Here is an 18,041-nt window from a genome sequence, read left to right on the forward strand (position 1 = left end):
GGAACCGGACACCCCCGCCGTGGCGGCCCGTGCGCGGCAGGCGTGGCGGGCGCTGCTGGAGATCCGACGCGTCACCGCCGCGGATCCGGTCGTCCCGCTGGGCGACGCCCGGACCGATCCACCGACCGATCCACCGACCGATCCACCGACCGACCCGCTGGCCGTCCCCGCTGAGTGGGAGCGCCGGCGGCCCGTGCACGCGGTCGCGCTCACCCTGGAAGCCGCCGGCCTGCCCCCTTCGGTCGTACGTGCCGACGGACGCCGCGTGCGCTCCGGCTACCGGGTCGCCCGTGACCCCGGCACCCCCGACACCACAGCCGTACGGGTCGAGTGGCGGCCGGCGACGTGCGGTGCCGCGTACGACGAACCAGGGGCGCGCCGTCGTGCGGGCGACACCGATCCGGCTGACCAACTGCTCGCCTGCGCACGGGAACTCGAGGCACGCGGCTGGGACACCCAGCGTCATCTCGACGCGCGCCGACGGCGCTATCTCCTGGTCACCGCCCGTGGCGCCGCCTGAGGACGGCCGCCGGGCCGCCGTGGTGTGGAGAACCCCGCAGGCCGGGTGTTGTTGACACATGTTCAGCGAAGCTGGTGGCTGGGTACAACGCGTACGGGGGGAGACACCGCACACGCGCGGCCCGCGACAGCCGCCTCGGCCGACACGTACGCTGTCCGCCTCCCGGCGCGCGCCGGTCGACGGGCCGCAGCACGTAATGTGGTGTGCCGCAGTGCGTTTGCAGGACGGAAAGCGAGATCATGCGCATTACTGAGGTCACTGGAGACCTGACCGCGGGCCGGGTGCCAACCGGTCAGCAGCCCAGCCCGGCGGTGCCGCGCATGGTCCTGGGCGCCCGACTGCGCGTGCTGCGGGAGGCCCAGTACATCTCCCTCGAGGAAGCGGCCGAGGCCATCAGGGTCACGCCCGAGCAGATCGCCTGGCTTGAGCTCGGCCGCGTCAGCTGCCGACAGCGCGACGCCGCCGACCTGTTGACCATCTACAGCGTCCATGACCCGGACGAGCGGGCGACGCTGCTGGCACTGGCGCAGCAGACGCACAACTGCGGATGGTGGCGGGCCTACGACGACGTGGTGCCACACTGGCTGCACACGTACCTGACGCTCGAGCAGGCCGCCAGCGTCATCCGGACGTACGAGGTGCAGTTCGTGCCCGGCCTCATGCAGACGCGGGAGTACGCGCGAGCGGTGATCGCCCTGAAGCACGGCATCACCCGTGAGGCCGAGTTGGACCGGCGCCTCGAGCTGCGGATGCGACGCCAGCAGGTGCTCCACGGCGCCCGTCCGCCGTACCTGTGGGCGGTCATCGACGAGGCGGCGCTACGCCGGCCGATCGGCGGACACGCGACCATGCGGGCTCAGTTGCGCCATCTCGCCTCGCTCTGCGAACTGCCGCACGTCACCATCCAGGTGCTGCCGTTCCGTACGGGCGGCCACCCGGCGGGCGGCGGGTCGGTCAGCCTGCTGCGGCTGCCCGAACCGGAACTCCCCGACGTGGTGTACCTCGAGCAGCTCATCAGCGCCGGCTATCCGGACGAGGCCGAGGACATCGACCACTACCGCGGGGTGATCGACCAACTCGTCACCATGGCCGAGCCCGCCACCGCGACCCCGGCGCTGCTTCACGGGCTCGCGGAGCGGGTCTTTCCCGAGGGGGCCTCTCACGAGGAGACCCCGTCGGTGAGCCCGCCCGAGCCTCGCTGAGCCGCCGGGCGACCCGGCCGGCCCGGGCGGTGCGTACGGCCTGCCGGCTCAGCGAGTGCCGACCGGCGTGGTCCGATGGTCCGACGGGGCGTTCGTCGTCCCGCGGCTGAGCTGAGGCGCACGGGTCAGGCGTACAGGTCCTCGATCTCCCGCTCGTAGGCCCGCGCCACCGCGTGCCGCTTGACCTTCAGCGAGGGGGTGAGCAGGCCGTTCTCCTCGGTGAACTCGCCGTCCACGATCGCGAAGCTCCGGATGGACTCCGCCCGGGACACCGCCTCGTTCGCGAAGTCCACGGCGCGGCGTACGTCCGCGAGCAGTTCGGGGTCCTCCCGCAGTTCCTCGGTCGGGGTGTCCCGGGGCCGTTTGCGTACGGCCAGCCAGTGCTCCACGGCCTCCCGCTCGAGCGTGATCACCGCAGCCACGAAGGCGCGGTTGTCCCCGACCACCATGCACTGACCCACCGGCGGCCGGCTGCGCAGCCGGTCCTCCAGCACGCTCGGGGACACGTTCTTGCCTCCGGTGGTCACGAGGATGTCCTTCTTCCGCCCGGTGATCGTGAGGTAGCCCTCCTCGCTCAGCTCCCCCAGGTCCCCGGTCGCGAACCAGCCGTCCGTCAACGCCTCCTCGGTGGCCCGCTGGTTGTTCCAGTACGTCCCGAAGACGACACCGCCCCTGATGAGCACCTCGCCGTCGTCGGCGATGCGCACCGCCGTCCCGGGCACCGGCGGGCCGACGGTCCCCGGCCGTGGCCGCAGTGGCGGGACGAGGGTGGCGGCGGCCGTGGTCTCGGTGAGGCCGTAGCCCTCGTAGATGACGATCCCACAGGCCCAGAAGAACAGGTTGAGTCCCCGGTCCAGCGGCGAACCCCCACTGATGGCGTAACGCAGCCGGCCGCCCAGCTCCTTGCGCACCCGTCGGTACACCAGCAGGTCGTACAGCCCGGCCGCCAGCCGCAGCGTGGGTCCCGGCCCGGGACCGGTGCCCAGGAACCTGTCCACGACGGCCGCGCCGAAGCGCTGCGCGACACGGTCGGCGCGGTCGAAGGACGCGCCGCGGCCCATCTTCTCGGCGGTGGCGCGTCCGGTGTCGTGGATCTTCTCGAAGAGGTACGGCACTCCGACGACGAAGGTGGGGCGGAACGACCTGAGCTCGGGGCGCAGTTCGTCCGGTTTGATGCTCGGGCAGTGTCCCAGCTCGATACGGGCCCGTAGGCAGGAGATCTGGATCGTACGGCCAAGAACGTGCGCCAGCGGGAGGAACAGCAGCGTGGCGGCGGTCTGGCCGCTGATCGCCTGGAAGACGGGGTGCAGCAGTCCCACGGTGTTGTCCGCCTCGGCGAGCAGGTTGCCGTGCGTGAGGACACAGCCCTTGGGGCGGCCGGTGGTGCCGGAGGTGTAGCACAACGTGGCGACGCTCTCGGGGGAGAGCGCGGCCCGCCGTGCGGTCAGTTCCGCGTCGGTCACCTCGGTTCCCAGGGCCCGGAGTTCGGCGACGGCGTCGTCCTCGATCCGCCACACGCGTGGCCGGGCCTCCGGCGCGACGCGTTCGGTGGCGGTGCTGACCACGGCCGCGTGCTCGGCGGTCTCGACGACGGCGAACCGGGTGTCCGAGTCAGTCAGAATCCAGTGGGTCTGCTCCGCCGACGAGGTCGGGTAGATCGGGACGCTCTGTCCGCCCGCGGCCCAGATGGCGAAGTCGAACAGTTCCCACTCGTAGCGTGTACGGGACATCACGGCGACCCGCTCTCCGACCGCCAGCCCCGCGGCCACGAGGCCCTTGGCGACCGCGCTGACCTCCGTCGCGAACTGCGCCGCGGTGACCGGTTCCCAGCGTCCGGACACCTTGCGGCGCAGCACGACGTCCTGAGGCGCCTCCGTCGCGTTGACGAAGGGGATGTCGGCGACGCTGCCCGTGGTGGGGGGCGCGGACAGCGGGGAGGTACGGACCTCCCGCACCGCGCCGTTCTCCCGGAACAGTTCCACCGTGACCCGGTCGGCGAGGTCGGGGCGGTGTTTCGCCTTGTTGAGGTCCTTGCGTACGCCCATCAGCGTGTCTCCAGAGTCAGAGTGCGAAGGTGCCGTCCGGTGGTCGGGCAGGGGCGACGGCGAGGACCAGAGCGGTACGAGCCGGGCGGGGACCGTGGAGTGTTCCGCAGTGCCGCGCCGGGTGCTCATGCCGACCCGTACTCCGGGCCGCCCCAACTTACTTGAGAGTAAACTACTCGTGCGTAGCAGGAAATCAACGGGGTGGGTGCCTCTCGTCACCGACCCACGCGTGAGCAGCCGTCGCGGTCCGGGCCAGTACCGCTGCACCCCACCGGACCCGCGATCGGGTGACCTGGCGGCCGGTCACCGCTGGAGCACGCGAGCGGACCACCATCCTGCCTGTCAGGCCGCGCACCATCCCCGACCAGCGGCCGGAGGCAACCGTGCGGATTCTGCTGCTGGCCACCGCGTTCAACAGTCTCACTCAGCGTGTGTTCGCCGAACTGGGCGACCACGGACACGAGTTGGACCTTCAGCTCGCCGAGAGCGACGAGGCCCTGCGCGGCGCGGTCGCCCGGCACGATCCCGAGCTGGTCATCGCCCCGATGCTCACCTCCGCCATCCCGCGGGACATCTGGTCCGCGCACACCTGCCTGATCGTGCACCCCGGACCGGAGGGCGACCGAGGGCCGTCCTCGCTGGACTGGGCGATCCAGGACGGCGCGCGGAACTGGGGGGTGACCGTCCTGCAGGCGGAGGACGAGATGGACGCCGGCCCCGTCTGGGCGTCCGTGCCCTGCGTCCTGCCAGCCCGGGGCAAGAGCGACCTGTACCGCAACGAGATCGCCGACGCGGCCATGGAGGCCGTGCTCCTCGCGGTACGGCGGTTCGCCGACGGTACGTACCGGCCGCGCGGTCAGTCCGACCCGAGGCCGGGCACCGCGATCCGCTCCCGACCTCGAATGCGGCAGCACACCCGGCGTATCCACTGGGAGTCGGATCCGACCGAGACCGTGCTCCGCAAGCTGCGTGCCGCCGACTCACAGCCCGGCGTACGCGACGAACTGCTCGGCTCCGGCTGGTTCCTGCACGGCGGCCACGCCGAAGAGCAACTGCGCGGTCATCCCGGCGAACTGCTCGCCACCCGGGACGGCGCGATCTGCCGCGCCACCGTGGACGGCGCCGTGTGGATCCCGCAGCTGCGTGCCCGCCGAGCACCGGGCGCGCCGCGTACGTTCCGGCTGCCGGCCACCCTGGCGCTGGGGGAACGGTTGCCGGCGCTGCCCGAGGTCGAGGCGCCCGGTCCGCTCGACGAACAGCGACGGACCTGGAGCGAGATCAGCTACCGGGAAGAAGCCTCGGTCGGAATCCTCTCCTTCCACTTCGCCGCCGGCGCGATGAGCACCGACCAGTGCCGCCGACTCGTGCGCGCCTATCGGGCCGCCTGCTCCCGCCCGACCTCCGTACTGGTGTTGGGTGGAATGCGGGACTTCTTCGGCAACGGCATCCAACTGAACGTGATCGAGGCCGCCACCGATCCCGCCGCGGAGTCCTGGGCGAACATCCAGGCCATGGACGACCTCGTGGAGGCCGTGCTGACCACCACCGACCGGTTGACCGTCGCCGCGCTGGGCGGCAACGCCGCCGCCGGCGGAGCCATGCTCGCCCAGGCCGCGGACGAGGTGTGGTGCCGGCAGGGCTGCGTGCTGAATCCGCACTACCGCCTCATGGGCCTGTACGGCTCGGAGTACTGGACCTACACGCTGCCGCGCCGTACCGGTCAGGACACGGCAGAGCGGCTCATGCGCGAGGCCCTCCCCATCAGTACGGCGACGGCCGCCCGGCTCGGCCTCGTCGACCGGGTGCTCGACTGCGCCCCGGAGCGATTCACCACCGAGGTCGCCCAACTCGCCGCGGACACCGCGACCGCGCCCCGCACGGCCCGCCGCGTGATGGGCAAGAAGGCCGCCCTGGAGCGGCAGGAAGCGCTGCGCCCCCTGCAGGCATACCGGGACGCGGAACTCGCGCACATGCGACGCGCCTTCTTCGACACCCAGGCGCCGTACCACCGGCTGCGTTCGTCCTTCGTACGCAAGCAGGCCCAGCCCGCCGACCCCGCACCCGGGCCGGTGCCGTGACCCGCGGCCGCCCCCACGACCACCACGGTCACGCCGCCATCCACCTACGGCCGAACGAAGGACCGTACGGCGGTGGCGACGGCGTGGCGTCCTGGCGGGCGCCGACACGCGACCTGTACTGAGCCCCGGCGCCCCCGCACTGCCGGAAGCCTCGCGCTGCCCCGCCGACCCCTGCCGCGGAAAGGGACCGATGCACGAGATGTCCATCGCACTGGCGGTGGTGGATCAGGTCAGCGAGACCGTACGGACCGAACCCCCCGCGCTTGCCGAGGAAGTACGGCTGCAGGTCGGCGAGTTGGCCGGAGTGGTGCCGGAGGCGTTGGAGTTCTGCTTCGGCCTGGCCTGCGCCGGGACCACGCTCGAGGGCGCCGCGCTGCACATCGAGTCGGTGCCGGGCCTCGCTCGCTGCTCGCCGTGCGCGCGGGAGTGGGCCACCGGGATGCCGCCCCAACTGTGCTGCCCGGACTGCGGCGGAGCCAGGGCCGAACTCCTCAGCGGCCGGGAACTCCGCGTCCTCCGGGTGCGCTGGTCCGACCCCGTGCCCGCCACACCCGCCACACCCAGCCGAACCCCTCGGGAGCCGTGAAGCGATGTGCCGCGTTGACGACCTGAAACACGACGTACTCGCCCAGAACAACCGGAGCGCCCAGCGTCTGCGCCGGGAGCTGACCGCCGGCGGGACCACTCTGGTCAACCTCCTCTCCAGTCCGGGCAGCGGGAAGACCCAGCTACTGGAGGCGGAGCTGACGCACGCACGTCGCGGCGGCGTGCCCGTGGCGGCCGTGACCGCGGACCTGGCCACCGAGAACGACGCCGAGCGGCTCGCCCGGTCCGGCGCTCCGGTGAAACAGGCGTTCACCGACGGGCTGTGCCACCTGGAGGCCGACATGCTCGGCAGATGCCTCACCGGCTGGCTACCGGCGCACACCCGGGTGCTGTTCGTGGAGAACGTCGGCAACCTCGTCTGCCCCGCCTCGTACGACCTCGGGGAGTCACTGCGGATCGCCTTGTGCTCGGTGACCGAGGGGGAGGACAAGCCACTGAAGTATCCGTCCGCCTTCGGCCTCGCCCACCTGGTGGTAGTGACCAAGAGCGACATCGCCACGGCTGTCGGCTTCGACGAGTCCGCCTTCCGGGCGAACGTGCAGCAGGTCAACCCGGGCGTGGAGATCGTCCGCACCTCCGCCCGTACGGGAGAGGGCACGGGTGAACTGCTGCGCCGGGCGCTGGCCGTACGAGCGGGGGAAACCGTCCACCAGCCCGTGCTGGCGAGCGGTGACCGGACGACGCAGCCAGCCCAGCCTCACACGCACGAGCACGCGCATGAGCGCGGCCACCAGCACGACCACGGAACCCAGCGGCACGCCGACGCGCACTCATGACCCAGGCACCCGCAGCCCCCGTGCTCGCCCCACAACAGCCCGGCCGGCAGCGGCGCGGCGTCACCGTGCGGGGCGTCGTACAGGGTGTCGGCTTCCGCCCGTTCGTCGTCGCCCTTGCCGGGGAGCTGGGCCTCGCCGGCCATGTCAGCAACACCGGCGAAGGAGTCGTGGCCGAGGTCGAGGGCGACGCGACCGCGGTGGCCGACTTCTGCCGTCGTGTCAGCTCGGACGCGCCGCCGCTTTCCGTCGTCGAGTCCGTGACCCACGAGGAGATCGACCTCGACGGCGGCACCGGCTTCCACATCGCCCCCTCACGTGGCACAGGCGTCGCCCGCACCCTCGTCCCGCCCGACACGGCGACCTGCGCCGACTGCCTGACCGAACTCACCGACCCGCACGACCGCCGTTACCGGCACCCCTTCATCACCTGCACACACTGCGGCCCCCGCTTCACTCTCGTCACCGGCCTGCCGTACGACCGCGCCAACACCACCATGGCGCGGTTCCCCATGTGCGCACGCTGCGCCGCGGAGTACGCCGACCCCACCGACCGCCGGTTCCACGCACAACCCGTCTCCTGCCACGACTGCGGCCCGCGACTGAGCCTACGGGTGAACGACGCCCGCACCCCGGCCCTCGCGATCGGCGACCCGACCGACCCCGGCGCCACGGCGCTCCGGGACGTCGACCCGCTCGCCCGCGCCCGCCGGCTCCTGAGGATCGGCGCCATCGTCGCGGTGAAGGGAGTCGGGGGCTACCACCTCGCGTGCGACGCCACCAACGACGCCAGCGTCCGGCTGCTGCGCCGCCGCAAGGCCCGCGGTGACAAACCCTTCGCCGTGATGGCCCGCACCCTCACCGACGTACGCCGCCTGACCCGACTCAGCCAACCCGAACGGGAACTGCTCACCGGCAACACCCGCCCCATCGTGCTGCTGCGCCGACACGGCAGCGGAGGCCGGCGACAGACCGCCGCCCGCATCGCGGACAGCGTCGCACCCGGCAGCCCGGACCTGGGCGTCATGCTGCCCTACACCCCGCTGCACAAGCTGCTGCTGGGCCTCCCCGAAGACCCCTGCGGTCCCACGCTCCTGGTCATGACCAGCGGCAACCACGGCGGCCAACCCATCGTGACGGACGACCAGGATGCCCTGGACACCCTCGCCCCACTCGTCGACGCCTGGCTCACCCACGACCGTCCCATCCACGTGCCGTGCGACGACTCCGTCGTACGCGTCCACGAGGGCGAGCCGGTGCCGCTGCGCCGTTCCCGTGGCTACGCACCGGCGACGCTGACCCTGCCGCTGCCCGTCACCCCGGCCCTCGCGGTCGGCGGCGACCTGAAGAACGCCTTCTGCCTGGGCGAGGGCCGCCGGGCCTGGCTGTCCGCGCACATCGGGGACATGGACGACCTGTCCACCCAGACCGCGGCGGACACCGCCGAGCGACACCTGACAGGCATCACCGGAGTACGCCCCGAACTCCTCGTCGCCGACCAGCATCCCGGCTATCGCTCCACACGTCGCGCGCGGGCCCGTGTCCGGGACGGCGTACCCGTGCGACAGGTGCAGCACCATCACGCGCACGTCGCCTCCGTCCTCGCCGAACACGGCCTGGACGGCGGGCACGAGGTGATCGGAGTCGCCTTCGACGGCACCGGATACGGCACCGACGGCGCCGTCTGGGGCGGAGAGTTCCTGCTCGCCGACTACGCCGGCTTCCGCCGGTTCGCGCACCTGGCGTACGCGCCGCTGCCCGGCGGCGACACGGCGGTGCGGCACCCCTACCGGATGGCACTGGCCCACCTGTACGCCGCCGGTCTGCCCTGGAGCGACGACCTGCCCTGCGTACACGCCACCCAGCCGCAAGAACTCCAGCTGCTGGAGCGCCAGTTGGAGCGGGGCCTGAACACCGTCCCGACCTCCAGCATGGGGCGGCTGTTCGACGCGGCCGCCGCGCTCCTCGGGGTGTGCCACACGGTCGGGTACGAAGCCCAGGCCGCGATGGAACTGGAAGCCTGCGCGCACGGATCCACCACGCCGTCAGCCGGGACCACCGCCGGCCGGCCCGGCTACCGCTTCGATCTGCGGCAGACCGGTCCAAACGCCCCGCTCACCGCGGACCCGGCGCCACTGCTCGCCGCCATGGTCGTGGACCTGCGCGCCGAGGTCCCCCGGGAGTGGATCGCCGCCCGCTTCCACCGCACCGTGGCCGAGCTGGTACGAACCGTCTGCGCCGCCGCACGCGACCGGCACCGGCTGGACACCGTCGCACTCACCGGCGGAGTCTTCGCCAACGCCCTGCTGTCCGCACACTGCGCCGAACTCCTGCGCGCGGACGGCCACACGGTGCTGCGCAACCGTCTCGTGCCACCCGGCGACGGCGGCCTGGCACTCGGCCAACTCATGGTCGCCGCCCGGAGTGAGGAGGCCCCCGAGCCGGCCCCCGCACCCGGGGCGACTCCTCTCCCGCGTACGGACGTGCACCCCGGGACGGACGAACCCGGGACGGACTGAACCCAGCCCACCCCCAAGGAACGAGGAGCGCCTATGTGCCTGGCCGTACCCGGCAAGGTGCTGGAGATCGAGGAACGCGACGGTACGCGCATGGCGTCCGTCGACTTCGGAGGAGTGGTCAAGGAGGTGTGCCTGGAGTACCTGCCCGACCTGTGCGTCGGCGAGTACACCATCGTGCACGTCGGCTTCGCCCTACAGCGACTGGACGAGGATTCGGCCCGCCAGACGCTGGAACTGTTCACCCAACTCGGTCTGCTCGAAGAGGAGTTCGGCGACCCCTGGGAACAGGCGGCCCGGCAAGACCGGGAGGTACCGCGATGAGGTACATCGAGGAGTTCCAGGACCCGCGGCTGGCCCAGCGCCTGTTGGAGGAGATCCACCGCACTGTCACCCGCCCGTGGGCCCTCATGGAGGTGTGCGGCGGCCAGACCCACACCATCATCCGGCACGGCATCGACCAACTGCTCCCGGACTCGGTCGAACTGATCCACGGTCCTGGTTGCCCGGTGTGCGTCACGCCGCTCGAAATGATCGACAAGGCGCTGGCGATCGCCTCCCGACCGGAGGTGATCTTCTGTTCCTTCGGCGACATGCTCCGCGTGCCGGGAACCGACCGGGACCTCTTCCAGGTCCGAAGCGAGGGCGGAGACGTACGCGTCGTGTACTCGCCCTTGGACGCCCTACACGTCGCCCGGGAGAACCCGGACCGCCAGGTCGTCTTCTTCGGCATCGGATTCGAGACCACCGCGCCCCCCAACGCCATGACGGTGCATCAGGCCCACCGGCTGGGCATCCGCAACTTCAGCCTGCTCGTCTCGCACGTACGCGTGCCGCCCGCCATCGAGGCGATCATGCGCTCCACCGAGTGCCGGGTCCAGGGCTTCCTGGCCGCGGGGCACGTGTGCAGCGTGATGGGTACGGAGGAGTACCCACGCCTGTCCGAGCGCCACCAGGTGCCGATCGTCGTCACCGGCTTCGAACCGCTCGACATCCTGGAAGGCGTACGCCGCACCGTGCTGCAACTGGAACGCGGCGAACACCACGTCGACAACGCCTACCCGCGCGCCGTCCGTCCGGAGGGCAACGCCGCGGCCAAGGCGATGCTCGCGGACGTCTTCGAGGTCACCGACCGTTCGTGGCGCGGCATCGGCACCATCCCGGACAGCGGTTGGCGGCTCTCCGCACGCTACCGGGACTACGACGCCGAGCACCGGTTCCCGGTGGCCGACCTCCGCACGACGGAGCCCGCCGACTGCCGTAGCGGCGAGGTCCTGCAGGGCCTCATCACCCCGCACCAGTGCGCGGCGTTCGGGAACACCTGCACGCCCCGCAACCCGCTCGGCGCCACGATGGTCTCCAGCGAGGGTGCCTGCGCCGCGTACTACCTCTACCGCCGGCTCGGCGACGGCGCCGAGAAGCAGGAGGCGAACTCCGTTGTCTGACACCACCGCGCGAGCCGCGGACCCGCCCGCCATCCAGGACGCCGCGACGGCGTGGCCGGAGGTCACCGGCTGGACCTGCCCGGCGCCGCTGCGCGACACCCCCCGTATCGTCATGGGGCACGGCGGGGGAGGCGCGCTGTCCGCGGAACTCGTCGAGCATCTCTTCGCGCCCGCGCTGGCCGGCCCGGCGCTCGCCGAACTCACGGACTCCTCTGTCGTCACCCTGGGCGGTGCCCGACTCGCCTTCTCCACCGACTCGTACGTGGTGCGCCCGCTGTTCTTCCCCGGTGGCAGCATCGCGGACCTCGCGGTCAACGGCACGGTGAACGACCTGGCCATGAGCGGCGCCCAAGCTGCCTACCTCTCCTGCGGATTCCTCCTCGAAGAGGGAACGGAGGTCGCCACCGTGGCCCGGGTGGCCGAGGCCATGGGAACGGCCGCGCGGACGGCGGGAGTGGAGATCGCCACCGGCGACACGAAGGTGGTCGAATCGGGGCACGGTGACGGCGTCTACCTCAACACCGCCGGCATCGGCCTGGTGCCGCCGGGCGTCGACATCCGTCCGAAGCGGGCCGTACCAGGAGACGTCGTCATCGTCAGCGGGGACATCGGCGTGCACGGAGTCGCCGTGCTCAGCGTGCGCGAGGGCCTCGGATTCGACGTCGAGGTGGAGAGCGACTGCGCCCCACTGGGCGGGCTCGTGCAGGCCATGCTGGAGGTCACCCCGAACCTGCACGTACTGCGCGACCCGACCCGCGGCGGACTCGCCACCGCACTCGGGGAGGTCGCCGCCGCCGCCTCCGTGGGGGTGGTCGTCCGGGAGAAGGCCCTGCCGGTGCCCGACCCGGTGACCAACGCCTGCGCCGTGCTGGGGCTGGACCCGATGTACGTCGCCAACGAGGGGAAGTTGGTGGCCTTCGTGCCACGGGAGCACGCGGACGCCGTGCTGGCCGCCATGCGCTCCCATCCACGGGGGGCCTCGGCCGCCGTGATCGGCGAGTGCGTCGAGGCCCATCCCGGCATGGTGGTCGCCCGTACGGGACTGGGCGGAACCCGCGTGGTCGACGTGCCGGTGGGCGAACAACTACCCCGCATCTGCTGAACGCCGGCCCGGTCCCACCTGCCGTGTGGGGCCGGACCGGGGAGCCACCGGAAGCGCCCCCGCCGGAATCAGGGTTCGCTCGTGGGTCGGCTCTCCTTGCCCCCGCCCCCGCCCCCGCCCTCGTCCTCGTCCTCGTCCTGGCTCGGACCCGCGGTCCTGCTGGTGATCTCCCGCTGCTGCCCGGGCGTGGCCGGCGGCCGGACCTGGCCCCGTACGAACCAGCGACTCAGCGCCGCCCGCAGCCGCTGCCACCGGGACATCCGCTCCACCGGCAGCCGCTGCCCGTACGGCTCCACGCGCTTACGCATCAGCAGGACGTACTGCTCACGCGCGGACAGCCCGGTGTGGCCCGGCTGCATGTTGCCGTCCACCTCCTGGTACACCTCCCCGGTCTCCGTACCCTCCAACAGCCGTTCGCGGTCCGCGGACTGGAGGGCGACACAGACGCGCCTGGTGATGAAGAACGCGATGATCGGGCCGAGGACGAAGCCCACGCGGAAGATCCAGGTGAGCCTGTTGAGGGAGACCCGCAGGGTCTCGGCGATCACGTCGTTGCCGCCGGCCATGAGCAGCACGGCGTAACAGGTCACCGCCGCGACGCCGAACCCGGTACGTACCGGGTGGTTGCGGGGTCGGTCACACAGGTGGTGCTCGCCCGTGTCCCCCGTGAGCCAGCGCTCCACCAGCGGGTAGAGATACAACGCGGCGAAGAGCAGCGCCGGCAGCACCACCGCCGGCAGCAGCACGTTCCACATCAGGGTGTGACCCCACAGCGTGGTCTCCAGCGGCGGCATCAACCGCAGCGAGCCCTCCAGGAACCCGACGTACCAGTCCGGCTGCGCGGCGGTGGACACCTGGTCGGGACGGTAGGGCCCGTAGTTGTAGACCGGGTTCACCTGTGCCACCGCGGCCAGCAGCGTCAGGATGCCGAAGACCGTGAAGAACAGCCCTGTGGACTTGGCAGCGAACTGCGGCACCATCGGCTGTCCCACCGCGTTGCGGTTCGTACGGCCCGGGACGGCCCAGTGGGTGTGCTTGAGATAGACGACCAGCACGAGATGGGCGACGACCAGCGCCAGCAGGAGCCCCGGCACCAGCAGGACATGAGTGATGTACAGCCGGGAGACGATGTCGTGCCCCGGATACTCGCCACCGAAGACGAAGAACGAGAGGTACGTACCCACCACCGGGATCGAGGTGATGATGCCCTGGGCGATGCGCAGCCCGGTGCCGGACAGCAGGTCGTCCGGAAGGGAGTAACCCGTGAACCCCTCCAACAGAGCCAACAGGAACAGCGTCACCCCGATCACCCAGTTCAGCTCCCGCGGCCGGCGGAACGCCCCGGTGAAGAACACCCGGAGCATGTGCACGCCCAACGCGGCGACGAACACCAGCGCGCCCCAGTGGTGGATCTGCCGCACCAGCAGACCGCCACGTACGTCGAAGCTGAGCTCGACGGTGGAGGCGTACGCCTCCGACATCAGCACGCCCTGCAGCGGCCCGTGACGCCCCTTGTACACCACCTCGGCCATGCCGGGATCGAAGAACAGCGTGAGATACGTACCGGTGAGCACCAACACCACGAGGCTGTACAGGGCCAGTTCGCCCAGAAGGAACGACCAGTGATCCGGGAACGCCTTACGGAGCAGCGCCCGGCCACCCTCCGTCGCCGGCATCCGGCGATCGAGGGTGCGGAAACCGATGTCGGCCGCCCGCTCGGGGCGTGCGGTCGCCCCCGTGCGCTTCTTCTGCGGAAAGGACGTCACCACACACCTTCTCGAGCCGGGTGCTTGTGCATTACGGGGCAGTCACCGCAGGCCGTGTCACGGGCCGCGGGTGGCGTACTCGAAGACGAAGCCGTACACGCCGAGAGCGAGCAGGCCCACCCCGATGAGGAAGAGCCAGAGGCCGTAGATCACCCCGGTGCCGAGGACCGCGCAGGCGAGCGCGGTCACCACCGGCGCGTGGCTGCGTGGCGGGAAGAAGTCCAGCCGGCCGGTGGTCTCGTGGATCAGCGCCTGCTTGCGGTCCTGGGCACGCAGGCCGCCTCGGGCGTACCGGGTCCAGCAGAAGAAGGAGATCATGGCGGACATCAGGCAGGAGAGCGCGAGGGCGGTGGTCCCGGCCGGGTCGGGGGCGTACCAGCCGTACACCACGGCGACCACGGCGAAGAAGAGCGAGACACCGGCGAACAGGAACGCCTCGGAGCGCATGGCTACCCCCGATCCAATGGTGATGACGGGGAGTCGGCGATCGGCTGTCGGTCGGATCGGGCGTACTCACCGACCTCCGGATGGTGCAGATCGAAGGCGGGGGATTCGGAACGAATGCGTGGAAGCGCGTGGAAGTTGTGCCGAGGGGGTGGGCAACTGGTGGCCCACTCCAGCGAACGACCCCACCCCCAGGGGTCGTTGAGGGGCACGCGGGGCGCGGTGCGGGAGGTCTTCCAGACGTTGTAGAGGAACGGCAGCGTGGACCCTCCGAGCAGGAAGGCACTGACCGAGGAGATGCTGTTGAGCGTGGTGAAGCCGTCCGCCGCGAGATAGTCGGCGTACCGGCGTGGCATGCCCTGCTGGCCGAGCCAGTGATGAACGAGGAAGGTGCCCTGGAATCCCACGAACAGGGTCCAGAAGTGGATCTTCCCGAGTCGCTCGTCGAGCATCTTCCCGGTGAACTTCGGCCACCAGAAATAGAATCCCGCGAATGTCGCGAAGACGATGGTGCCGAATAGAACGTAGTGCAGATGGGCGACGATGAAGTAGGTGTCCGTGAGATGGAAGTCCAGGGGAGGGGAGGCGATGAGGACGCCGGTGAGACCTCCCAGAAGAAAGGTGACCAGGAACCCCACCGACCAGAGCATCGGCGTCTCGAAGGAAAGCGATCCATGGCGCATGGTCCCGATCCAGTTGAAGAACTTCACTCCGGTGGGCACCGCGATAAGGAAGGACATCAGGGAGAAGAACGGCAGCAGTACGGCCCCCGTCGCGAACATGTGATGCGCCCACACGGTGGCGGAGAGACCTGTAATGAGAATGGTGGCCCCGATCAGCGAGACGTATCCGAACATGGGCTTGCGACTGAACACCGGAACGATCTCACTGATCACCCCGAAGAACGGCAAGGCGACGATGTAGACCTCCGGATGCCCGAAGAACCAGAACAGGTGCTGCCACAGCAGTGCGCCTCCGTTCGCCGCGTCGAAGATGTGCGCGCCGAATGTCCGGTCGGCCTGCAGCGCGAACAGCGCCGCACTGAGCACAGGAAAGGCCAGCAAAGCGAGAATGGACGTGAACAGCACGTTCCATGTGAAGATCGGCATGCGGAACAGCGTCATCCCGGGAGCCCGTAGGCACACGATGGTGGTGATGAAGTTGACGGACCCGAGGATGGTGCTGAGGCCGGCCACGCTCAACCCCATCGTCCACAGGTCGGCGCCGTTCCCCGGCGAGTAGACCGGACCGTTGAGCGGGGCGTAGGCGAACCAGCCGAACGAGGCCGCGCCGCTCGAGGTCAGGAAACCGGACACCACCATGAGGCCACCGAAGAGGAACACCCAGTACGTGAACGCGTTGAGCCGGGGGAACGCCACGTCGGGAGCCCCGATCTGCAGCGGCAACAACGCGTTCGCGAATCCGGTGAAGGTGGGGGTGGCGAACAACAGCATCATGATCGTGCCATGGATGGTGAACAACTGGTTGTACTGTTCGTGCCCCATCACCTGCATTCCGGGGCGCGCCAGTTCGGCCCGCATGAACATTGCCATCAGGCCCGCCGCCAGGAAGAATCCGAACGACGTCACCAGGTACATATTGCCGATGACCTTGTGGTCCGTGGTCGTCATCCAGCCCAGAATTCGCCGGCCCAGGCGCAACTCCCCCGGTGACGGATCAGCGGTGGCAGTGTCGTCCGCCTGTGCCGCCTCCATCGTGACCTCCGTCCATCTCCGGGTACGAATCGATGAACCGTGCTGCCCGGACCGTATGACCCTCCCCAGCGGCGTGTTGACACCCATGGGAAATGACCTGGGAACACAGCGCGGGTCCCTCATCATGCGTCGGATGGGAAACGGCGGCGGATTGCCACGCCTGCGGCACACCCGAGTGGCGGCCCTGTTCTGGCGCGATTCTCATGAGGCGTGGCGATGGTCTTTTCGTCACTGGATGGTCAAGGAATGTAGCGTGACTGTCAGACGGCGCGTGGTGTGTGAGGTTGTGTGGATTCGATGAGGTTGAGAATTTCGGCGGTTGCCTGCTCGGGTCTTGTGACCGAACGCCCGACCAAGACCGATCGGAAGGTGACGGCCTGACCTCCGCCGGGAGGGATCACCGTCCGTGACGGAAGAGGGGAAGCCGCACGAAGCGAGCACTCGTGCTGTTCACCTACTCTGTCGGGCATGAGCCGTTGGGAAGAGTTGACTGGTGGGACGTCCGGCGAGGACTACGCAGCTCGGTTCGAGGCCCTGGCTGACAGCGGCAAGGACATGCACGGTGAGGCGCGGTTGTGCACCTCACTGGTGCCCGCTGGAGCACGGGTGCTGGATGCCGGGTGCGGTACTGGCCGAGTCATGATCCGTTTGGCGGAGCTAGGGTACGACTGTGTCGGGGTCGACCGAGACGCTTCCATGCTGGCAGTGGCGCGCAGACAGGCACCGCAACTGCCCTGGATTCAGGCTGACCTGGCCACGTACGACCCGGCTGAACTCGGCGTCGCCGCGGAGTTCGACCTCGTGGTCGCTGCCGGCAACATCTTTCCGCTCCTCGCTACGGGCACTGAGCCCGCGGTGATCAGCCGCTTGTCTGCGGCCCTGTGCCCGGGCGGTCTTATGGTCGCCGGGTTCGGGCTTGACGAAGCCCACCTGCCGGTACCGCCCGGCATCACTCTGTCGCAGTACGACGCCTACTGCGCCGCGGCGGGCCTCGCCTTCGTCGACCGCTTCGCGACATGGGACGCCCACCCCTACGAAGGCGGCGGCTACGCCGTCAGTGTCCATCGAGCGCATCGCGGCTGAAGGGGCCCTGCGGTCGTGTGGCATGGCTCTGTGTGGGCTGTTGTGGTTTGAGGATTGATCTGTAGCGAGGGCGGTGTTTGAAGGCTTCTGTCGTGGGGCTGGTATGGGAGGTCGGAGCCCGCGTCTGGTGGGGTTGGTTGGTTAGTCGGGTGGTTCTTCGGGCGTGGGGTTCTGGACGGGGGAATCGTTGGGTGGTGAGGGTGCGCGTGGGGTGTCTTGCTCTTCGCTGGGTGCTGGGTCGGTGGAGTCGTCCTGCTGGTCGGGGAGGTCCCGGGGTATGGGTTCCTCCTCGTTTGATGCCTGTGCGTTACCAGGCGTGTGCTGGGATGTCGCCGGTTCTGGGTGTTGTGGTGTGGTCATGTATTTCGGGTTTCCAGGTCGTATGAGGGGGAAACAAGTCGGTCACCTCCGAGGTGAGGGGTGAGTGGGTGGGGTGGTGTCAGCGGGTTAGGTGTCACTGATCCTGATACTCGGTGATGGACCGGTGGGCCTGGTCTCTTACCGCGTTGCTGTTGATGATCATGGCTGTCATCTGCTGCGTGTTGGGGTTAACACACCATGCTTGTGGCTGTCGCAGGGATGTACATTCCTGTACCTGTTGCTCTCTCACCACGGTGGGTTGATGGGTATGACCGCTCAGCCCTCGCCCCTCTCACCCGCCTCGGAGTGCCCTCAAGCACCCTCGTCTGCCTGTGAGTGGGTGGCGGGGTGGCATCGGTTTGGGCGTCAGCCGGTTTTGTCTGGGT

General features: G+C 69.9%; 13 protein-coding genes and 1 pseudogene. 10 read left to right on the top strand and 4 right to left on the bottom strand.

From position 1 onward, the window contains the following. Both AN216_RS29515 and AN216_RS25725 read left to right on the top strand, forming a co-directional pair. Positions 1–520: pseudogene (locus AN216_RS29515) on the top strand (hypothetical protein); the annotation flags it as partial. 239 nt (positions 521–759) lie between these two features. Beyond that, positions 760–1,722, top strand: a complete 963-nt coding sequence (locus tag AN216_RS25725) for a helix-turn-helix domain-containing protein (protein ID WP_070199124.1) — start codon at positions 760–762, stop codon at positions 1,720–1,722. Between the two features lie 125 nt (positions 1,723–1,847). On the opposite strand, the gene AN216_RS25730 is transcribed toward AN216_RS25725, so the two are convergent. Next, the gene (locus AN216_RS25730; protein ID WP_070199125.1) at positions 1,848–3,767 is read right to left on the bottom strand and encodes an AMP-dependent synthetase/ligase; all 1,920 of its coding nucleotides are present in this window, start codon (positions 3,765–3,767) and stop codon (positions 1,848–1,850) included. A 383-nt stretch (positions 3,768–4,150) separates the two neighbouring features. Here AN216_RS25730 and AN216_RS25735 point away from each other — a divergent pair, with 383 nt between their 5' ends. From AN216_RS25735 to hypE, 7 genes are all read left to right on the top strand, one after another. Continuing rightward, positions 4,151–5,845, top strand: a complete 1,695-nt coding sequence (locus AN216_RS25735) for a hydrogenase maturation protein (RefSeq protein ID WP_070199140.1) — start codon at positions 4,151–4,153, stop codon at positions 5,843–5,845. A gap of 190 nt (positions 5,846–6,035) precedes the next feature. Beyond that, positions 6,036–6,431, top strand: a complete 396-nt coding sequence (locus tag AN216_RS25740) for a hydrogenase maturation nickel metallochaperone HypA/HybF (protein ID WP_070199126.1) — start codon at positions 6,036–6,038, stop codon at positions 6,429–6,431. A 4-nt stretch (positions 6,432–6,435) separates the two neighbouring features. Then, positions 6,436–7,227, top strand: a complete 792-nt coding sequence (gene hypB / locus AN216_RS25745) for a hydrogenase nickel incorporation protein HypB (protein WP_070199127.1) — start codon at positions 6,436–6,438, stop codon at positions 7,225–7,227. Beyond that, entirely contained in the window at positions 7,224–9,743 is a 2,520-nt protein-coding gene (hypF, locus tag AN216_RS25750; RefSeq protein ID WP_079166997.1) for a carbamoyltransferase HypF, read from the top strand. The genes hypB and hypF overlap by 4 nt, the downstream gene beginning before the upstream one ends. Positions 9,744–9,776: 33 nt before the next feature. After that, the gene (locus tag AN216_RS25755) at positions 9,777–10,064 is read left to right on the top strand and encodes a HypC/HybG/HupF family hydrogenase formation chaperone (protein ID WP_070199128.1); all 288 of its coding nucleotides are present in this window, start codon (positions 9,777–9,779) and stop codon (positions 10,062–10,064) included. Beyond that, entirely contained in the window at positions 10,061–11,185 is a 1,125-nt protein-coding gene (hypD, locus tag AN216_RS25760; RefSeq protein WP_070199129.1) for a hydrogenase formation protein HypD, read from the top strand. Before AN216_RS25755 ends, hypD begins: the two co-directional genes overlap by 4 nt. Then, positions 11,178–12,287 carry a hydrogenase expression/formation protein HypE gene (gene hypE / locus AN216_RS25765; RefSeq protein WP_420855804.1) on the top strand — a complete coding sequence of 370 codons (1,110 nt, stop codon included), beginning with the start codon at positions 11,178–11,180 and terminating at the stop codon, positions 12,285–12,287. The genes hypD and hypE overlap by 8 nt, the downstream gene beginning before the upstream one ends. A 68-nt stretch (positions 12,288–12,355) precedes the next feature. On the opposite strand, the gene qcrB is transcribed toward hypE, so the two are convergent. The 3 genes from qcrB to ctaD form a co-directional block, all read right to left on the bottom strand. Next, the gene (gene qcrB, locus AN216_RS25770; RefSeq protein ID WP_070199143.1) at positions 12,356–13,963 is read right to left on the bottom strand and encodes a cytochrome bc1 complex cytochrome b subunit; all 1,608 of its coding nucleotides are present in this window, start codon (positions 13,961–13,963) and stop codon (positions 12,356–12,358) included. Between the two features lie 147 nt (positions 13,964–14,110). Further along, positions 14,111–14,500, bottom strand: coding sequence for an aa3-type cytochrome oxidase subunit IV (ctaF, locus tag AN216_RS25775; RefSeq protein WP_070199130.1), 390 nt, complete (start codon positions 14,498–14,500; stop codon positions 14,111–14,113). 2 nt (positions 14,501–14,502) lie between these two features. Next, complete coding sequence (ctaD, locus tag AN216_RS25780) at positions 14,503–16,212, bottom strand: aa3-type cytochrome oxidase subunit I (protein ID WP_070199131.1); 1,710 nt, start codon at positions 16,210–16,212, stop codon at positions 14,503–14,505. 468 nt (positions 16,213–16,680) lie between these two features. On the opposite strand from ctaD, the gene AN216_RS25785 reads away from it, so the two are divergent. Next, a complete protein-coding gene (locus tag AN216_RS25785) occupies positions 16,681–17,295 on the top strand; it encodes a class I SAM-dependent methyltransferase (RefSeq protein ID WP_070199132.1) in 615 nt (204 codons plus the stop codon). The last annotated feature ends 746 nt before the right edge of the window (positions 17,296–18,041 follow it).

The sequence above is a fragment of the Streptomyces oceani genome (genome assembly GCF_001751245.1).
In the GTDB taxonomy this organism is placed as follows: Bacteria; Actinomycetota; Actinomycetes; order Streptomycetales; family Streptomycetaceae; genus Streptomyces; species Streptomyces oceani.

Coding starts and splice junctions, on each gene's coding strand:
- AN216_RS25725 (WP_070199124.1), top strand. CDS start 760: ATGCGCATTACTGAGGTCACTGGAGACCTGACCGCGGGCCGGGTGCCA.
- AN216_RS25730 (WP_070199125.1), bottom strand. CDS start 3,767: ATGGGCGTACGCAAGGACCTCAACAAGGCGAAACACCGCCCCGACCTC.
- AN216_RS25740 (WP_070199126.1), top strand. CDS start 6,036: ATGCACGAGATGTCCATCGCACTGGCGGTGGTGGATCAGGTCAGCGAG.
- hypB (WP_070199127.1), top strand. CDS start 6,436: ATGTGCCGCGTTGACGACCTGAAACACGACGTACTCGCCCAGAACAAC.
- hypF (WP_079166997.1), top strand. CDS start 7,224: ATGACCCAGGCACCCGCAGCCCCCGTGCTCGCCCCACAACAGCCCGGC.
- AN216_RS25755 (WP_070199128.1), top strand. CDS start 9,777: ATGTGCCTGGCCGTACCCGGCAAGGTGCTGGAGATCGAGGAACGCGAC.
- hypD (WP_070199129.1), top strand. CDS start 10,061: ATGAGGTACATCGAGGAGTTCCAGGACCCGCGGCTGGCCCAGCGCCTG.
- qcrB (WP_070199143.1), bottom strand. CDS start 13,963: ATGCCGGCGACGGAGGGTGGCCGGGCGCTGCTCCGTAAGGCGTTCCCG.
- ctaF (WP_070199130.1), bottom strand. CDS start 14,500: ATGCGCTCCGAGGCGTTCCTGTTCGCCGGTGTCTCGCTCTTCTTCGCC.
- ctaD (WP_070199131.1), bottom strand. CDS start 16,212: ATGGAGGCGGCACAGGCGGACGACACTGCCACCGCTGATCCGTCACCG.
- AN216_RS25785 (WP_070199132.1), top strand. CDS start 16,681: ATGAGCCGTTGGGAAGAGTTGACTGGTGGGACGTCCGGCGAGGACTAC.